This window comes from Limosilactobacillus secaliphilus, assembly GCF_001437055.1.
Lineage (GTDB): Bacteria > Bacillota > Bacilli > Lactobacillales > Lactobacillaceae > Limosilactobacillus > Limosilactobacillus secaliphilus.
Genome location: NZ_JQBW01000010.1, coordinates 323,635 through 340,871 on the forward strand (window position 1 = coordinate 323,635; position 17,237 = coordinate 340,871).

Below are 17,237 nucleotides of genomic sequence, written 5' to 3' on the forward strand. Positions count from 1 at the left end.
ACGGCTTGATTTTGTTATCAGCGATAAATGCGGTAAAATAGCGTCAGAATCGTTATTACGTCAAACAGAAAGGAAGTTACACATGAAACAAGGAACTACCATCATCACTTTGGATAATGGTTATCACCTTTGGACCAACACGCAGGGTACCGGTGACATTCACCTGCTCTGCCTGCACGGGGGCCCAGGTGGCAACCACGAATACTGGGAAGATACCGCTGACCAGCTCAAGAAGCAGGGCTTAAACGTCCAGGTCCACATGTACGACCAACTGGGCTCGCTCTACTCTGACCAGCCTGACTTCAGTAACCCTGACATTGCCAAGAAGTACCTGACCTACGAATACTTCCTGGACGAAGTTGAAGAAGTACGGCAAAAGCTGGGCATCGACCACTTCTACCTGATCGGTCAAAGCTGGGGCGGCCTGCTGGTTCAGGAATACGCCGTTAAGTATGGTCAACACTTGAAGGGTGCCATCATTTCTTCAATGGTTGACGAAATCGACGAATACGTTAAGCACGTCAACGAATGCCGTGAAAAGGTATTGTCCAAGGACGAAATTGACTTCATGCACAAGTGCGAAGCTAACAACGACTACGACAACCAGCGCTACCAAGACGATGTTCAGGTATTGAACGTTAACTTCGTGGACCGCAAGCAGCCATGCAAGCTGTACCACGTTAAGGACCTGGGTGGCACCGAAATCTACCACACCTTCCAAGGCGACAACGAATTTGTGATCACCGGGAAGCTGAAGGATTGGCACTTCCGTAAGCACCTGAAGGACATCAAGGTACCAACCCTGCTGACCTTTGGTGAACACGAAACGATGCCATTAGACACCGCTAAGACCATGAACAAGCTGATCCCGAACTCACAACTGGTAACCACTCCTGAAGGTGGCCACCACCACATGCTGGACAACCCAGATGTTTACTACAAGCACCTGGCTGACTTCATCCGCTCCGTCGAAAACGGGACTTTCAATAAGTAATCAGCTTCACTAAGCAAAGATTTTCTGCCGCATTTTGCCGCAGGAAATCTTTTTGTTTCCGCACTTTAAGCAATCCGCGATATGTTAATATTAATTGGTTAAAGCATTAATACAGGGGAGAGAATTAACGTATGGGCGAAATGAAAACCTTTATTTTCGATATTGATGGCACACTCATCGATAGTTATGAAATGTACATGCCAGCCTTATTTACGATTTTGGCACGCCATGGTTACCACTACAGCCATGAACAGGAAGTTGACTACGGCCACAAAACCTTTGGCATCAGTGGTGCCGACACGCTGCGCTTCTTGCACATTCCAGAAGCAGAACAGCCAGCTATCCAGCGTGAATGGTCCGACCTGGCCTTTCAACACGAAGACCGGCAACATGTCTTTCCTGGTATTCCGGAAGTGATTGATGACCTGTCGCACCGCTCAGACGCCCAGATTGCAATTGGCACCTCCAAGCCTTTGCATGACTTCCGCGAACACTTTGCCAAGCATTACTTTTTCACGAGTCTGTTTGACGATGTGGTCACCATCGATAGCGTGGAACATGGCAAGCCAGAACCCGACATGGTGATTAAGGCTACCCAGGATCTGCATGCCGACCCCAAGACAACCGTCTACATTGGTGACACGATCAACGACTTGAAGGCGGCACATGCGGCCGGGGTCAACTTTGCGGCGGCTCTTTACGGCGCTAAGAACCCAGAGAAGATCACCGATGGGGCCGAGTTCCTACTGCACCAGCCTGGCGATTTGTTGAAGATTTAGTTGATTTAATTTTGTTAAAGAGGCAGTTTAGAAAAATGAACAAGGACAGTTATCCACAAAAAGTTGCTTTATTTTGCGGTAGTGCCTTATTGACGTTAGCCGCATTGGGAGTCGTTAACGTCAGACCGCAAAGTGTCCACGCTGATACAGTTACGCCGGCACAAACAGCAGCGGTCAAGCAGCCTAGTTCCTTAACCAATCAAACGGTTAACGCAAACAAGCCAGTTGCCGCTAATATGCAGGCCGCACCAATTCAAAATGTCAACCACGTGAATGCAGCCACAGCAGCCCAAACTACACCCGCACCCAACCAGCCGATCCACCAAGTCGGCTGGGATGTTAACAGCACCACTGCGGATGCGGTCGACCTTTCCTGGATGAACGCCAACATGAATGAAGGCAACTTCGTCCAGCTCCGTAATCAAGGCGTTAAGTACGTCATGATTCAGTTGACCAAGGGCACCTACATGCAGGACCCTTACGCAGCGGAACAAGTGCGTGACGCTTACGCTGCCGGCTTAGGGGTTTCCGCCTACCACTTCACCAAGTTTACTGACCACAACTCTGCGGTTGCTGAAGCCAACTACTTCGCCGACCGGGCCGACCAACTGGGACTGCCGGCCAGCACCCTGATGTTTGCCGATGTTGAAGATCAGCTCAACAGCTATGCCGGCGTGGCCAACGACCTGCGCGCCTTCTTCGATCAATTAAGCGCTCGCGGTTACTGGAACCATGCTGTTTACACCGGCTTATGGTTCGACAGTTCCTACAATGTCAGCGCCGTCGTGGGCCGCAACCGGACCTGGATTGCCAAATACACCTGGGATCACCAGGTTACCCCGCAAGAAAAGCAGCAGATGGCCAACATGGGCTATGGGGCTTGGCAGTTTACTGGCTACAAGAATGGATATTTATTGCAGGGTTATGACCACATTGACGCCTCCGTTGACTTAGGCCTGTTGGGATCCGCCATCGGCCAAGGATTCCGTTCTGCAGCTAACTTAGACAACCTGTCCATCAACCCGCAGGACCAAAGCCTGAACGTCAGCGGCTGGTTTGCCTCTTACGACAGTCAGGGCCGCGATCAGTACCACTACATCATCCTACTCGACCAGAATAATCACGAAATCGCCCGGGAGCGGGTAAATGCCGGCGACCGTCCTGATGTCGCCAATGTTTACCGTTACCTTTACGGCGCCGATCATTCCGGCTTCAGTGGCAGCTTCAGTCTGAAGAATCCAGCATTGTACGCCGCCCTTGCCAACGGCAGTCAGCTGACCGTCATCTTCCGGAACAGTGCCTCGGCTGATGGCAACAGCAACTACAGCGACTACTGGTTCACCCAGCAAAACTTCGTGAAGAATGAGGCTTACCTGGACCACTACTACGTCGACAACGGCGACCTTTACGTCTCCGGCTGGCACGCCGCCGACCAATCCATGTTCAACCCTTACCAGTGGATCATCGTTTATGACCAGACGACACACCGCGAACTGGGCCGAATGAAGGTCAATAACCGTCAACGTGACGACGTAGCCAAGGCCTTCCCGCACATCTACAACGCTAATCAAAGCGGCTTTTCTGCCGACTTCAAGATTGCGGACAACCAAAGCTTAGCTGCCGCTCTCCTGCATGGCGATAGTCTGCAGGTCGTTGCCCGCTACAGCGATGACAGTCAATCAGGCGAAGGCAACCGGGTCGACTACTGGTTCCCTGCCCGCAACTTTGGCAATGGCAGTGCTGCCTCCCTGGATAACTTTGCCATTAACGGTCATCAATTAACGGCGAGCGGCTGGTTTGCCAACGATCGTTCACGTGGTGCCAGCCACCGTTACGTCATCCTCTTCGACCGGACGCTGGGCCACGAATTAAGCCGGCAAGAAGTCAGCTTGATCAGTCGGCCAGACGTTGCTCGTGCTTTCCCTAACCTGTACAATGCCGATCAGTCCGGCTTCAGTGCTAGCTTCGACATCGATACTGACAGTCAACTGGCTAAGGCCCTGCAAAACGGCGACCAGTTGCAGGCAATTGTCCGCGATTCAGACCAGGACAACGGTGAAGGCGACTACGTACAGAATTGGTTCGACGCGAAGACATTCACCGCCAACAACGCTTACTTAGACAGCTTCCACGTCAACCACGATAAGGGCACCATTGAGGCTGCTGGTTGGCACGCCACTGACCAGGCGGCAGGCCGTCCTTACCACTTCGACATCCTGCTGGATCACGACAACCACAACGCTGAATTGGCACGGGTTAAGCAAGCGACCACCGACCGTGACGATGTGGCTAAGGCCTTCCCTGACGTCTACAACAGCAAGCATTCCGGCTTTAATGTTTCCTTCAAACTGACCGACTCGATTAAGGCCGCCTTACAAGCCAACCACCACCTGCAGATTGTCGACCGCTACACCAACGATCCCGCTGGCAACAACAATGACGTCGACTACTGGTTTGCTGGCCGGCAACTGTAATCAAGAAAAATAAGCACTAAACAAAACGGCTCCTAGCGTTTGCATTAAGAACGCTAGGAGTCGTCATTTTTTGTAACACACGAATTTGGGGAGGGGTGTCACAAATCAATGGATTGCAGCTACTTCTAAATTATTTGTCGGCGTGCTTTGCATGGTCCTTGGAGTGTGCATTGTTTTGACCATAGTAAGCATTGGCACCATGCTTACGGTAGTAGTGCTTGTCGAGCAGGTATTGTGGTAGTTCAATATTTGCTCGGGTCAGTTGCAGAGAATGGTAGTCTTCTTCGGCAACAACTTCCAGAACCTTGGCATTGTAAACCGCCTTGTCTGGCGTAGGGCCCCAAGTGAATGGACCGTGTTGCATAACTAAGGCAGCTGGGGTTGCTTCATAATCAAGGTGACGTTCCTTGAAGGTCCGAACAATCACTTTACCAGTGTTGCCTTCGTAGTCTTCCTTGATTTCTTGTTCCGTCAATGCATCCGCTGCTGGAACATCCGTGTAGAAGGTGTCAGCATGGGTGGTGTTCAATGCCGGAATGTCCATGTGAGCAGCGGCAAAGGAAACGGCCCATGGTGAGTGGGTGTGAACGATGCCACCGATCTTTGGGAAGTGGTTGTAGAGGTAAGTGTGCGTTGGCGTATCAGATGATGGGTTGTAGTTGCCTTCCACTACTTCACCCTTCAAGTTAACAACGACCATGTCTTCAGGCTTCATGTCCTCATAAGGAACACCAGATGGCTTAATGACAAAGAGGCCCTTGTCACGGTCAATGCCGGAAACGTTACCCCAAGTAAAGGTAACCAGGCCCAGCTTTGGCAGCTTCATGTTTGCGTCATAAACTTCTTGTTTCAGCTTTTCGAGCATGTTAATTCTCCTTTTTATTTAACCTTACTTAACGGCTTCCTGAACAATCCCGACCTCTTTAAAGATCCGGTCGAAGTATTGTTTGGCTGCCTTGACTTCTTCAACGGGATCAGAGTCACCGTTGTCGCCCGTCCACATTTCGATGGTGTAGCTACCGTTGTACTGCAGACGAACCAATTCCTTCAGCAAGCCAGGGAAGTCAACACAACCATCACCAAAGTTAACGTTCTTGAATTGACCCTTGGACGTTGCCGTGACTGCCTTGGTATCCTTCAAGTGGATGGCGGCGATGTTATCCAGGTAGGTTTCCAGTTCAACCGGGACATTGTTTTCCGGCCAAGCGCTCAGGTTACCCAGGTCTGGGTATGCCTGCAGCCAAGGACTGTGGATCTGCGTCTTCAGTTCGTTGATCTTACTAATGGAGTTCAAGAATGGGTCATCCATCGTTTCAATCGACAGCATCACCATCTTCTTGGCAGCCATGTGAACACACTTACGCAGGTTTTCGATGTAGAGTTCACGTGACATCATCGTTTTATCTTCATAGAAGACGTCGTAACCGGCCATTTGGATGTTGTGAATGCCAAGATCCACTGCCAGGTCGATTGCCTTCTCCATCATTTCGAGGGAGTGCTTACGGATGGCTGGATCCTTGGAGCCCAGTGGGTAACGACGGTGGCCAGACAGCATCATCGTGTTGATCCGGCTGTGCGTCTTCCACATTGCATCACGAAAACTTGCCCGCTGTTCGTCGGTCCAATCCAAACGAGCCAAGCGCTCATCACTTTCGTCAATGGAAAATTCCAAGAAGTTGAAGCCCAAGTCATGAGTTAACTGGAACTTTTCTTCCCAGCTCAAGTCTTGTGGTAAGGCTTTTTCATAAATACCTAGTGCATTTTCAGTCATAAAATTGTTCCTTTCCACTAAAAAAGGCAATGACGAACTAACCACAGCCCGCCATTGCCTTGCATAACGCAAAAAGAGATTTTAACGAGGCGCTTATCGATTAGCCCCAAATACGGTTGATCTCGTTCTTAAAGGCCATCGCTGCTGCGTGTGGATCATCGGCACCGTGGATAGCACGGCCAGCGATGAAGCAGTAAACTGGCACACCAGCAAAGAGCTTCAATACTTCAGGTTTAACCCCACCAGTTACGGATACCTTGAAGCCCATGTCGATCAGCTTCTTAACTGAGTTCAGGTCCTTTTCGCCCCAAACTTGGCCAGCAGCCTTAGCATCACGGCTTTGGTGGTAAACAACTTGATCAATACCGTTGTCAAGCCATTCTTGAGCACGTTCCTTGTTGTCCCAGCCTTCGTAAAGTTCAACTTGAACTTCAATCTGCTTTTGAGCTTGGGCCATCGTTGGAACCGTAGCGGCGTTGATGCAGGTCATCCAGTCAGCACCGGCGTCCTTAGCCACCTTGCCGACGTGGCCACCGGCATCGGCAACCTTAGCATCAGCCAAAACGATCTTGTTAGGAGCAATTGCCCGCAGATCACGGACAGCTGACATACCTTCTTGGTAAATCAACAGGGTTCCGGCTTCAACGACATCAACAACATCGCTTACCTGACGAGCAACACTCAGAGCTTGGGCAGTCGTATCGGTGTCCAAAGCTACTTGTAACATTGGTTTTGCCATTCGAATAACTCTCCTTTTAATGTTTACTTGTTGAGCTTTTCTTGCAGCTTCTTGTTGTTCTTAACTGCTTCTTCAACTTCTTGCTTTGACATAACGTTCTTTACACCGATAACAATGGCACCACGCTTTTCGGCTTCGTCAAACATCTTGACAAATGGCAGTGAAGTGAAGACAACATCGTAGTTACGAGCAGTACCCTTAGCTTCAGAAACTGAAGTGTGGTCAGACTGGGTAACGTTGAATCCTAAGTCCTTTAAAGCCTTAGTAGCAGTCCGTGACAGCATTAAACTGGTACCAGAACCATTGGCACATGCACTCATAATTTTCATAATTGACACTCCCTTTTAGTGATTGAGATTGATAAATTCACATTAATTAAGCTTCAGTTTGTTCTTCCTTGTCGTGCATCTTCTTCCATGCATCGTAGTCCTTAACAATTAAGAAGTAGCCCTTTGGATCGTGACGGTACTCCAATTGTGGGATCATGATGAAGAGTAAGATGACGATGGCAATTCCGATGTAGCCTAAGTACTTCATGATGACAGTTGCGAGCGGCCATACAGTTGCCCAGTCGAACATGCCAAGGTAACCACCGTATGTTGCCATACCAACCCAGGTTGCGATCAATGCAGAACCGGCAACTTGGATCAGGCCGGAGATAAATGGTGCGATCATAGCGTACTTGTAACCACCACGGTTGTTGGCAAAGACACCAATTGCGGCGTTATCGAAGAACATCGGAATAAACCCGGCAATAACAATCGTTGGTGAGTGGAAGACGATCAGCAGAATGATCATCAGGAATTGTCCCATGGCACCAAACATGAAACCGATGGTAGCTGCGTTCGGTGAACCGAAGCCCAAGGTGGCAGCAACGTCGATACCAGGAACAGAACCTGGCAGCCAACGATCGGAAATACCAGTAAAGGATTCAGTCAGTTCGTTAACGAATGTCCGTACCCCTAATTGCAGGATAGCCAGATAAACGGCGAACATCAGTGAAGTTTGCAGAATGTAGAAGACGAAACTCTGACCCGGTTTCATAAAGCCAGCCTTTACCAGGTAGCTAGGGCCTAAGATAATCAAAATGATACCGAAGAAGACGATCATCAGGATGGCAGTGGAGACCATGTTATCGTTGAACATGGACAACCAACCTGGTAATTCAATATCTTCCAGACGCTTGCTTTCGGTCTTACCCTTAGCCTTGGCACGCTTTTCCATCCATTCAGCCCATTTGGCGAAGATGAAAATACCAAACATTTGCTGGTGGGCAATACCGAAGCCGGCACCATCAGTTAACTCTTGCGTAATACCTACAGTCAGGTTTGAACCAACAGCCCAGTAGAGACCTAAAACGATACTCATGATAATCAGGATTGGCAGACGACCCATGTGTGGGAAGCAGAATAAGAAGAGCCAGAAAGCAGTGGCTGCTTGTTGAACTTGAACATTACCAGTCGTAAATACGGCACGCAGCTTAGTGTACTTTTGGAAACGAACCAGCAAAATGTTGATGATGTATGCAAACAGCAGCAACAGCATCGTGTCGGCAAATGAACGGCCGAACCGCTTCATAATACCAACCGTAACGGCGTTCTGACCGAAGTAAGGGTCAGTAACCATGGCTGACAGGTGGAAACGAGTCTTCAGACCAACCAAGATAGGTCTAAAGGAAGTAACCAAACCACCAGAGCCGACCGTTAAAATGAAATAACCAATCGTGGCTTTTAAGAAACCTGACAGCACTTCGTACCATTTTTTCTTTTCCAGCAGGTAACCGATCAGGACAATGAACCCAATCATGAAGGCTGGCTGTTCAAGAATGTTCTTGGCGAAGTACTCCCAGATTGTCATAAAGACATTAAAAACAGTATTCATATTTTTCACCCTTTATTCTGACAATCCTACATATTGTGCTTCTTCATTACATTGCGATAATCGTCCATGGTCTTAACCTTTAACAGGTCATCCACCATTTCGTCTTCCATCAGCATGTCAGACAAGTTAGCAATGTTCTTAACGTGTGTATCGTGATCCTTAGCGGCAAGCATGAAGAACAGCTTTGCATCCTTTTCAGGGTTGCCGTCTTCAAATGAAACCTTTTCTGGCATGATCGTTAAACCAATGCCAGTGCCCAGCACACCGCTGTTCTCAGCTGATGAGTGTGGCATAGCTACACCGGGAACGATAACGATGTAAGGGCCGTATTCCTTGACGTCGGAGATAACCTGGTCAATGTATTGGTCAGTAACCAGCTTGTTCTTCTTCATCACTTCGCCGCTAACACGAATTGCTTCTTCCCAATTCTTGGGATGTTTGTCTGTAATATTAATTAGTCCATTTTCTAAAAAGTAACGTAACATTATTTAAAATCCTCCCAAGCCCACCCGATCGTGGGCCAATTAACTAATTTTAGCCAAGCTAATGTCCTTCTTTAGTTTGAAAAACTGTGAATTAAAGTAATTCAGGGAATGGCAGATCAGGCTTGTTCTTGAATGCGTCGTGGAAGCCACGGTCGTACATGTATTCGAAGTCATCCTTGTTCTGTGGGAAGCTGAAGCCACCACCGACTTGCAGGATGTATGGCTTGAACTGGTAGTGCAGACGGTACTTCTTCAAGTTCCACAGACGGATGATGTCCTTTGGATCTGCGAAGAAGTTAGTCCAGATGTCCCAGTGCATAGGAATAACAACCTTGGTCTTCAGGTCTTCGGACATCCGCAGAACTTGTGAGTCGTCCAGCTTGTCAGTGATACCACGTGGGTTTTCACCGTAAGCACAAAGAGCAACGTCAATCTTGTTTTCGTTACCGTGCTTAGTGAAGGTGTTGGACATGTGTGAGTCACCAGCGTCGTACAGGTTACCACCAGAAGTTTCGAACAGGTAGTTAACAGCAACTTCAGCCATGTTCCGTGGCATCTTGCCGGCTAACTTAACGTTAGGGTCGTCTTCGGTAACCAATTCAGTCCGGTCAAATGATTCAAGAGCCTTGATGTTAACAGCACCAACCTTGATTTCATCACCTGGCTTAACAACGATGGTCTTTTCCTTCGGGATACCCCAGTCGATCCATTCATCAACAACGCCTTGAGGGCCGATGAACTTAGCGTTAGGGCAGTTCTTGTTTACACATGCAGCAGTGTAAATGTCCAAGTGGTCGTGGTGAGTGTGGGTAACACAAAGGGCATCAATGTCCTTGAAGTGGAATGGGTCGATAACGTAAGGACGGTTACGAAGGTTTGGTTGTTGAGCTTCAACACCGGCCATCCGCATCATTTGGTGACCCTTACGCATCTTGCCGTTACCGTGGGTGTGCTTACCAGTACCGTTCCAAACATCAACGATGATGTTGGTACCTTCATGAGTCTTCAACCAGAAGCCCATGCAGCCAGTCCACCATAAGTGGAAGCTCTTTTCAGGTACTTGATAGTCAGCGATTTCTTCATTCAGGTAGTGACCCCATTCTGGGAAGTTGTTCATTGCAAAAGTCTCTGGGGTTACATCCTTAATATTCTTTGGTGATGCCATATTGTAATTCCTCCTTAACAACATCATGCTTTTGTTTACGGTTATAGTGTATTATCCTAAGCAACCGTTTTCAATCATTATATATGATAATTTTCAAGTTTATATGTGAATTATACGATATATAACATTATTTTGGCTTTTTTAGGCCGTTATAGAGTGCAAAGGCGCTTTTATTTGATATAATCACATAATAAAAGTAACTTTTTCGTTTATAAGGAAGTCATTAGATAAAATGCGCAATTCTTACAAGGCAATTGAAAACCGACGTGAACGTATCTTAAACATCCTGAGCACCGTCCCGTCCATTTCCATCCAGGAACTGAGCAAACGATTAAACGTATCCGAAATGACGGTGCGTAGGGATTGCAACAAGTTGAGCCAGATGGGCCGTTTAAAGCAAAAGCTGGGCATCGTCAGCTTTGTTTCCCCTGAAACCGCCAGCAACAGCAATTCACGGGAACGCATTAAACGCAGCCTCGGCGAAGAAGCCGTCAAGAGCATTAGCGATAACGAAATCGTCTTCATCAACTCCAGTACGACGGCTTTGTACTCAATCCCGCCACTATTAAAGAAGAATGTTTCCATTGTGACCAACAACGGCAATGCCGCCAAGTTCCTCAGTGAACACAACGTTGCTTCTCTGATCTTATCCGGTGGCAACGTCAACGATCGTGACATCATGAGCGGTGACATCGCCCAGCGGTCGTTCTCCAGCATGCGGTCTGACTGGAGCATCATCGGCTGTGCCGGCATCAGTGTGGAACACGGCATCACCACGCCTGTGATTGAAGAGGCCAACATCAACCGCACCATCATCAAGAACTCTCGTCACTTAATCGTCGTGGCTGACTACAGCAAGTTTGGCAACTTCTCGAACTTCACGATTGGCCAGGTTGATGACATTGACGTCCTGATTACGGACCCCTTTGTCTCAGCCAAAACGCTGGCCTCCTTCCGCAAGAAGGGCATCAACATCATCCAGGTCCCGCAAATCTAAATTCACAAAAAAGCTCCCGACCTTCAGTTTTTCACTGGAGATCGGGAGTTTTCTATTTAATAGTAGTTTTTACAACCGCGTGATCTTTACTTAACCAGGTTGTAGTTGCCGGTCTTTTCGTCAAAGTCGAATTCGTAACGGTCTTGGTCAGTCGTAACGTAGATCTTCTGGTAGGTTGGCTTGTAACCGTGGTTGGTCAACTTAACCTTAACGTCACCATTTTCTTCAACGGCAACATAGTATTCGTTGTATTCACCATGCTGGTAGTTGAAGTCGGTGCCATCGTCTTGGTAGTGGACGTATGAACCAGCTTCACCGAAGAGCCGGAAGGTCATGATCTTTTCTGGTTCGTCGCTAATGTGCATGACCTTGTTGCCCCATGGCAAAATGGTGTCCTTCTTGATGAAGAGTGGCAGTTTGTCAATTGGTGCTTCAGCCACAACGGATTGCTTACCAGAGTATTCGGCGTTGTTCCAGAAGTCTATCCATTCGCCAGCTGGCAGGTAAACGAGCCGCTTAGTCTGGCCTTGGTCAACGATTGGGGCAACCAAGAGCTTGCTGCCAACCATGTATTCATCGTTCAGGTTCCGAACGGCCGGATCCTGATCATAGTTCAGAACCAGTGGCCGCATTACTGGCAGGCCGCATTGAGTCTCGTGACGGAATTGGTCGTACAAGAATGGAATGAAGCGGTAACGCAGGTTCAAGTACTTCCGGTAAATGTCCAGGGTTTGCTTGTCGAATGCCCATGGTTCCTGGAAGCGTGAACCCATGATGGAGTGGTTCCGGAAGAGCGGAACGAACAGTGAAGCTTCAATCCACCGCGTCAACAGTTCTGGAGTGGTATCTTCTTGGAAACCACCAATGTCAGTGCCGGCAAAAGCAAAGCCTGACATGCCCAAACCGTTCAGCTGTGGGATGGCCATTGCCAGGTGAGCCCAAACGGCGGTGTTGTCACCGGTCCAAACAGTGGAGTACTTCTGAGTGCCAGAGTAAGCAGCCCGGGTGATGATATATGGACGCTTGCCAGTGGCTTCCTTCATGCCTTCGTAACAAGCCTTGGCCTGCAGGTGACCATAAACGTTGTGCATCCGTGCGTGGGTGCTCTTTTCGTGGCCGTTGGAGAAGACGGTGTCGTTTGGCAGTTGCTTTTGAGCGAAGTTGGCTGGTTCGTCCATATCGTTCCAAATGCCGCAGAAGCCGTTGTCAGCGAAGAACTTGCAGTGCTTTGCCCACCAAGCACGGACGTCCGGGTTACCAAAGTCTGGGAAGACCGAGTCGCCTGGCCATACCTTGCCGACATAAACGGAGCCATCAGGATTCTTAACGAAGTAGCCCTTTTCGATACCTTCCTTGTAGATGTTGTACTTGTCATCCTTCTTAACACCGGCATCCAGGATTGGCATCAAGCGGATTCCGCGTTCATGCATTCTCTTGACGAAGCCCTCAGTATCATTGCTGTACTTCTTTTCGTCCCAGGTGAAGTCACGGTAGCCGTTCATGTAGTCGATGTCCAAGTGGATAACGTCGATTGGCAGCTTGTACTTGGCAAAGCCGTCCGCAATGGATTCAACCCGCTTGTCGCTCGTGGAGTAGCCCCAACGAGACTGTTGGTAGCCCAGCATGAACTTCTGTGGCAACGGAACGACACCAGTTAAGTAGGTGTAGTTAGCAACGACATCCTTCAGCGTGTGACCACCCATGATGTAGTAGTCAATGTTGCCGCCAACAGCGGAGTAGAAGTAGTAGTGTTCGCTTTCCTTGCCCAGATCGAAGTGGCTCTTGTAGGAGTTATCGAAGAAGAGGCCATATGGGTGACCGTTCTTCAAACCATAAACCACTGGAATGGACTTGTAGAGGTGGGTTTGGGTTTCATTGTGCACAACCGGGTTGTCAGCGTTCCAGTTGTCGTATTCGTAGCCCCGCTTGTTCAGGAAACCAGTCTTGCCACCCAGGCCATAGAACTGTTCGTCGGGTGCCAAAGACTTGATGATTTCAAAGTTAACGTTGCCGGCCTTGGCCTTGGCGTGAACACTGTGACCTTCTGACATAACGGTGTGACGGTGTTCATCATCCATGTCGGTCGGTAATGGTGTCCGTTCGCCACGATAGTCGATGACCAGCGGGTTACCTTCGCTGTCATAGACATCCAGCTTTTGGTTATCATATGCCTTTACAATCAAGCCACTCGTGGTGATCTCAACATGGTCACCCTTGTCTTCAACTTGATACTTCGTTTTACGTTCCTTATTGCCTTCAACAGCGTATGAGTTAGCAGATACGCCGTGATCTTGGAAGACCCGAATGATTTCGCCGGTCAAAACCTTTAAAATCAGTGGCTTCCCTTCTTCATAAGTTAAGGTGATTGTCTGGTCGTTGTTTTCATAACCAGTTAATTGATTGGACATAGTGAACTTCCTTTCAAGTTTAACGATCTTTCCAATGCAATTTCGTTTACGCCATTATCATAACACTTTATGTAAACGTTTACAATACAATTATTATAGTATTGTAAACGTTTGCGGGGGATAAAGGAATCCGGTATAATGGTAGTAATTGATAAGGGAGTGTTAACGTGAAAGCGACAATTAAAGACATAGCAAAAGCCACCCAGCTTTCCACCGCCACCGTTTCACGGGTGCTGTCTCGCAAAGAAGGCACCTATCGTGAGGAAACGGCGAAAAGAGTGCTGGCTGCCGCCGAAAAACTGGGCTACCGACGCAACGTGGCAGCGGCAGATCTGGCTTCGAACAGCTTAAAAACGATTGCCGTGATCCTGAACAACACCCAAACGAACTTCTGGCAAGGTATTTTGGACGGTATCCAAGAGGCAGCCCTCAAAAACCACCGGCAGTTCATCATCTTCTACGCCGGTAACAACAACCCGGCAATGTTGACGCAGGCGCTCAACAATGCCCTGGAGCGGCAAATTGCCGGAATCCTTCTAGTAGCGACCAAGATGAACGCCGAGCAATTGGCAATTTTGCAGCACGCTAACATCCCCTACCGTTTCGTTTCCATCTATGACCCTAGCCAGCTGGACCGGACCTATGTCAGCTCTGACAACGTGGTCATCGGTCGCTTAGCTTGCCAATACCTGATTGATCATGGTCATTCCCAGATTGCCTTTGCTGGGCTCGACCGATCAGCAACCGGGCGCGAACGCCTATTAGGCTACCAGCAAGCAATGACCAAGGCTGGCCTCACGATTGACCCGACCTGGATTTTGAACGGTGATTACAGTTTTGAAAATGGTCAATCCTTGTTCCCACAAATCCATGAAGCCGATGTAACAGCAGTGGTGGCCGCCAGTGACATGATTGGCGCCGGGATCATTCAGGCAGCGGCACAAGCGCGAGTGAAGGTGCCGGACGACCTATCCGTCATCAGCATTGATGGTACCCAAGTTTGTCAAATGACCAACCCGACCCTCACCTGCGTCCAGCAAGACTTCTTTACCATTGGTGCGACCAGCCTGAACAGCCTAATTAACAACGAACAATCATAATTCGTCCCGGTCAAAATTGTGGAAGGAAAAAGCGTCAAAACTCTAAAATAGTTCGTTAAAGCTTGAAAACATAATTAGTGGAGCATGGCTAATTTTAGCCATGCTCCTTTGTTTTTTATTTAAATTAATGGTGAATGGTTGGCATTGCGTAAATTCCTGTTAAACTAGGACCCACTAAGTTTGTCAAAAAGGAGATTGACATGTTGCGCAAAGTTAAACGATCACTGATTGCCATTGTTTTGATCATCGTCGTTCTCTTTGCCGGCTGGCGCGGTTACATCGGCTATCTGGAGCATGCCGGCAAAATCGCGGCACCGACGAGTGGGCAATGGCTGCGGTCATCTGAAGACAAGCCCTATCCTGACGTCAACCGTTATCCCCACATGTGGATCCTGGTTTCCAAGCATCAGCAGCGCGTCTACCTGATTAACCACAACAAAGTGTTGTACACCATGTATGCTTCAACCGGGACGGGGAAAAACAACAATACCCCAAGCGGTTTCTACCACATCCAAGCTGAACGCGGCGATTCTTTTTACAACAATAAGAGCGGCGAAGGAGCCAATTTCTGGGTTTCCTGGAAAGACCACGGTATCTACCTCTTCCATTCGGTGCCGGTTGATCGCGACGGCCACTACGATAAGAGTGAGGCCGCTAAGTTAGGAAAGAGTGCTGCTTCCCACGGCTGTGTCCGGCTATCGATTCAGGACGCTCGTTGGCTCTATCAAAACATTAAGCAGGGCACGCGGGTAATCATTACTAGCTAATAGTCTAAAAAAGCGCCAGCCAAAGCCAGCGCGGAAAAGAAGCAATATTATTTCATCATTCAGGGTCATGATATAATATATTTACGATAATAAAGATGCTGGTGTGCAAATTGGAATCAGTTGGTTACTTATTCCGAGCCGGCGGGACATCTGAAAAGATGCCCTTTTTTTATGCTTAATTTTTGCTATGATCTTAAATAACTAGAAATAGGAGTAATGCTTTGAAGATTAACAACAATTCAGTCGTCGTCATTGGTTCAGTACTCAATTGTCTATTTGCCATTGCCCTACCTTTATTTGATAAATATTGGGATAATATCTCAGGCTGGATATCTTACCCATATATATTGCTGATGATCATTAATGCGACGATATTAATTGTTTACGCAACCAAAAACAGAAAATAACCTACATCATGACAAAGCAAAAGTCCCCAGCAGTTCTAAATTGCTGAGGGCTTTTAATGTATTTCGATTGTTGGGTGCTTATTGATCAGTTTTGCCAAACAAAGCCGCCATCTTCTTGGCCACTTCGGGATCCAAGTTATCGGCTAACGTGTCACCCGTATCCTCTTGTTGTGACTCGGCCTGGCGCTTAACTGTCTGCTGGAGTTCATCCATAACGGCCTGTTCACCGACTTGAATCAGGTTGGTGCTTAACCGGCCACCGGCAGCATCCGCATGGCCACCGCCACCAAGGTACTTTTCAGCAAACTTGGCAACATCAATCTTGCCGTTGCTGCGCAGGGAGGCACTGGTTGGGCTGAGCACCATTGCCGCCTCCACGTCCGGGTTTTGCAAAAGCAGTTCATGGGCGATCTCTGACTTGTAGTCATCCGCATAGACGAAGCCCCACTGATGACCGTCAATTTTGGCCTTAAGCGTATCCTTCAGGTGGCTCTTCAAGTAATTGGCCCGGCGCTCGGTCAACGTTTGAATCAAAATGGCATTCTGTTGCCGGTAAGCTGGCCAGCCGGCTTGAAAGACCTCGTCAACAAAGGCCTGTGAATGATCCAAGGGGTAGAACCAGAAGAGTTGATCAAGCTCATCGGCACCCTGCTTCGTATCCTTATCCATGTCCGGGTCGTTTTGCCAGTCCCAAGTGTCATAGGCCCGGATCAGTTCCACGATGGTTGCCAGTTGCTGCTGACGGTCACTGCCTAGCTGGTCATAACCGTCTTGACTGGCCAGCCATTCCCACACCAGGCTGGTGGCACTAGGGTTCTTGTCCTGCTTGGTTGCAATACAATTGCTGGCGTACTGCTGGCGGGCCTGGGCTTCCGTCTCATGGTGGTCAAACAAGAGCCAGTGGTTGGCAAAGTTTGTGTTGAGTTCCTTAAAGGTGTGCTCGCTGTCAGGGGTCATGTCCATGATGTAGACATCGCTATATGAGTCTGGATCGCCATAGGCAAAGAAGTGATCCAAGGTCTCATCAATGCGGCCAGCCCCGATGTTGTCAACGTCAAATGTGACCTGAGCAAACATGGTCGGTTGCACCGCGGTTAACAATGCGGGACCGCCAAAGCCATCCAAATCGTTATGTGAAAATACTTTTATTTTGCGTGCTGCCATTATAATGTCCTCCAATATTGACCCTATTATACATGACAAATGAGGCCACAAAAAAGGGAACGTGACATAGGCCATGTTCCCCGAGTGTATCAATTGTTTACTTAGT

15 protein-coding genes are annotated in these 17,237 nt (G+C 48.5%); 6 read left to right on the plus strand and 9 right to left on the minus strand.

All coding sequences use genetic code 11. The features are described from left to right. Positions 1–82: 82 nt before the first annotated feature. The 3 genes from IV45_RS06390 (at position 83) to IV45_RS06400 (ending at position 4,247) form a co-directional block, all read left to right on the plus strand. Positions 83–994, plus strand: coding sequence for a proline-specific peptidase family protein (locus tag IV45_RS06390; RefSeq protein WP_057741708.1), 912 nt, complete (start codon positions 83–85; stop codon positions 992–994). A 131-nt stretch (positions 995–1,125) separates the two neighbouring features. Continuing rightward, the gene (locus IV45_RS06395) at positions 1,126–1,773 is read left to right on the plus strand and encodes an HAD family hydrolase (protein WP_235807670.1); all 648 of its coding nucleotides are present in this window, start codon (positions 1,126–1,128) and stop codon (positions 1,771–1,773) included. Positions 1,774–1,808: 35 nt separating this feature from the next. Beyond that, a complete protein-coding gene (locus IV45_RS06400; RefSeq protein ID WP_057741711.1) occupies positions 1,809–4,247 on the plus strand; it encodes a GH25 family lysozyme in 2,439 nt (812 codons plus the stop codon). A 130-nt stretch (positions 4,248–4,377) separates the two neighbouring features. Here the strand turns inward: IV45_RS06400 and IV45_RS06405 are convergent, their stop codons facing one another. The 7 genes from IV45_RS06405 to ulaG all read right to left on the minus strand — a co-directional run bounded on the left by IV45_RS06405 (position 4,378) and on the right by ulaG (position 10,288). Next, positions 4,378–5,112: an L-ribulose-5-phosphate 4-epimerase gene (locus IV45_RS06405; protein ID WP_057741715.1), complete on the minus strand. Its 735-nt coding sequence runs from the start codon at positions 5,110–5,112 to the stop codon at positions 4,378–4,380. 24 nt (positions 5,113–5,136) lie between these two features. Then, positions 5,137–6,018: an L-ribulose-5-phosphate 3-epimerase gene (locus tag IV45_RS06410; protein ID WP_057741717.1), complete on the minus strand. Its 882-nt coding sequence runs from the start codon at positions 6,016–6,018 to the stop codon at positions 5,137–5,139. Between the two features lie 100 nt (positions 6,019–6,118). Beyond that, on the minus strand, positions 6,119–6,757 hold the full coding sequence (locus tag IV45_RS06415) for a 3-keto-L-gulonate-6-phosphate decarboxylase UlaD (RefSeq protein WP_057741720.1): 639 nt from the start codon (positions 6,755–6,757) through the stop codon (positions 6,119–6,121). A 23-nt stretch (positions 6,758–6,780) separates the two neighbouring features. After that, positions 6,781–7,086: a PTS sugar transporter subunit IIB gene (locus IV45_RS06420; protein WP_057741724.1), complete on the minus strand. Its 306-nt coding sequence runs from the start codon at positions 7,084–7,086 to the stop codon at positions 6,781–6,783. 46 nt (positions 7,087–7,132) lie between these two features. Next, positions 7,133–8,638 carry a PTS ascorbate transporter subunit IIC gene (locus tag IV45_RS06425; protein WP_057741727.1) on the minus strand — a complete coding sequence of 502 codons (1,506 nt, stop codon included), beginning with the start codon at positions 8,636–8,638 and terminating at the stop codon, positions 7,133–7,135. Positions 8,639–8,664: 26 nt separating this feature from the next. Continuing rightward, the gene (locus IV45_RS06430) at positions 8,665–9,123 is read right to left on the minus strand and encodes a PTS sugar transporter subunit IIA (protein ID WP_057741730.1); all 459 of its coding nucleotides are present in this window, start codon (positions 9,121–9,123) and stop codon (positions 8,665–8,667) included. A gap of 91 nt (positions 9,124–9,214) precedes the next feature. Further along, positions 9,215–10,288: an L-ascorbate 6-phosphate lactonase gene (gene ulaG, locus IV45_RS06435; RefSeq protein WP_057741733.1), complete on the minus strand. Its 1,074-nt coding sequence runs from the start codon at positions 10,286–10,288 to the stop codon at positions 9,215–9,217. Positions 10,289–10,520: 232 nt separating this feature from the next. On the opposite strand from ulaG, the gene IV45_RS06440 reads away from it, so the two are divergent. Beyond that, the gene (locus IV45_RS06440) at positions 10,521–11,285 is read left to right on the plus strand and encodes a DeoR/GlpR family DNA-binding transcription regulator (protein WP_057741736.1); all 765 of its coding nucleotides are present in this window, start codon (positions 10,521–10,523) and stop codon (positions 11,283–11,285) included. An 86-nt stretch (positions 11,286–11,371) separates the two neighbouring features. On the opposite strand, the gene IV45_RS06445 is transcribed toward IV45_RS06440, so the two are convergent. Continuing rightward, complete coding sequence (locus IV45_RS06445) at positions 11,372–13,693, minus strand: glycoside hydrolase family 31 protein (protein WP_057741739.1); 2,322 nt, start codon at positions 13,691–13,693, stop codon at positions 11,372–11,374. Positions 13,694–13,860: 167 nt separating this feature from the next. On the opposite strand from IV45_RS06445, the gene IV45_RS06450 reads away from it, so the two are divergent. Together IV45_RS06450 and IV45_RS06455 are read left to right on the plus strand one after the other, a co-directional pair. Beyond that, positions 13,861–14,793, plus strand: coding sequence for a LacI family DNA-binding transcriptional regulator (locus IV45_RS06450; protein WP_057741742.1), 933 nt, complete (start codon positions 13,861–13,863; stop codon positions 14,791–14,793). A 200-nt stretch (positions 14,794–14,993) separates the two neighbouring features. Next, positions 14,994–15,560 carry a L,D-transpeptidase gene (locus IV45_RS06455; RefSeq protein ID WP_057741744.1) on the plus strand — a complete coding sequence of 189 codons (567 nt, stop codon included), beginning with the start codon at positions 14,994–14,996 and terminating at the stop codon, positions 15,558–15,560. A 485-nt stretch (positions 15,561–16,045) separates the two neighbouring features. On the opposite strand, the gene IV45_RS06460 is transcribed toward IV45_RS06455, so the two are convergent. After that, positions 16,046–17,131 carry a DHHA1 domain-containing protein gene (locus tag IV45_RS06460; protein WP_057741747.1) on the minus strand — a complete coding sequence of 362 codons (1,086 nt, stop codon included), beginning with the start codon at positions 17,129–17,131 and terminating at the stop codon, positions 16,046–16,048. Positions 17,132–17,237 lie beyond the last annotated feature (106 nt).

What these genes read in the sequence shown, in the direction of transcription:
- IV45_RS06390 (WP_057741708.1), top strand. Translation starts at nt 83, where the DNA reads ATGAAACAAGGAACTACCATCATCACTTTGGATAATGGTTATCACCTT.
- IV45_RS06395 (WP_235807670.1), top strand. Translation starts at nt 1,126, where the DNA reads ATGGGCGAAATGAAAACCTTTATTTTCGATATTGATGGCACACTCATC.
- IV45_RS06400 (WP_057741711.1), top strand. Translation starts at nt 1,809, where the DNA reads ATGAACAAGGACAGTTATCCACAAAAAGTTGCTTTATTTTGCGGTAGT.
- IV45_RS06405 (WP_057741715.1), bottom strand. Translation starts at nt 5,112, where the DNA reads ATGCTCGAAAAGCTGAAACAAGAAGTTTATGACGCAAACATGAAGCTG.
- IV45_RS06410 (WP_057741717.1), bottom strand. Translation starts at nt 6,018, where the DNA reads ATGACTGAAAATGCACTAGGTATTTATGAAAAAGCCTTACCACAAGAC.
- IV45_RS06415 (WP_057741720.1), bottom strand. Translation starts at nt 6,757, where the DNA reads ATGGCAAAACCAATGTTACAAGTAGCTTTGGACACCGATACGACTGCC.
- IV45_RS06420 (WP_057741724.1), bottom strand. Translation starts at nt 7,086, where the DNA reads ATGAAAATTATGAGTGCATGTGCCAATGGTTCTGGTACCAGTTTAATG.
- IV45_RS06425 (WP_057741727.1), bottom strand. Translation starts at nt 8,638, where the DNA reads ATGAATACTGTTTTTAATGTCTTTATGACAATCTGGGAGTACTTCGCC.
- IV45_RS06430 (WP_057741730.1), bottom strand. Translation starts at nt 9,123, where the DNA reads ATGTTACGTTACTTTTTAGAAAATGGACTAATTAATATTACAGACAAA.
- ulaG (WP_057741733.1), bottom strand. Translation starts at nt 10,288, where the DNA reads ATGGCATCACCAAAGAATATTAAGGATGTAACCCCAGAGACTTTTGCA.
- IV45_RS06440 (WP_057741736.1), top strand. Translation starts at nt 10,521, where the DNA reads ATGCGCAATTCTTACAAGGCAATTGAAAACCGACGTGAACGTATCTTA.
- IV45_RS06445 (WP_057741739.1), bottom strand. Translation starts at nt 13,693, where the DNA reads ATGTCCAATCAATTAACTGGTTATGAAAACAACGACCAGACAATCACC.
- IV45_RS06455 (WP_057741744.1), top strand. Translation starts at nt 14,994, where the DNA reads ATGTTGCGCAAAGTTAAACGATCACTGATTGCCATTGTTTTGATCATC.
- IV45_RS06460 (WP_057741747.1), bottom strand. Translation starts at nt 17,131, where the DNA reads ATGGCAGCACGCAAAATAAAAGTATTTTCACATAACGATTTGGATGGC.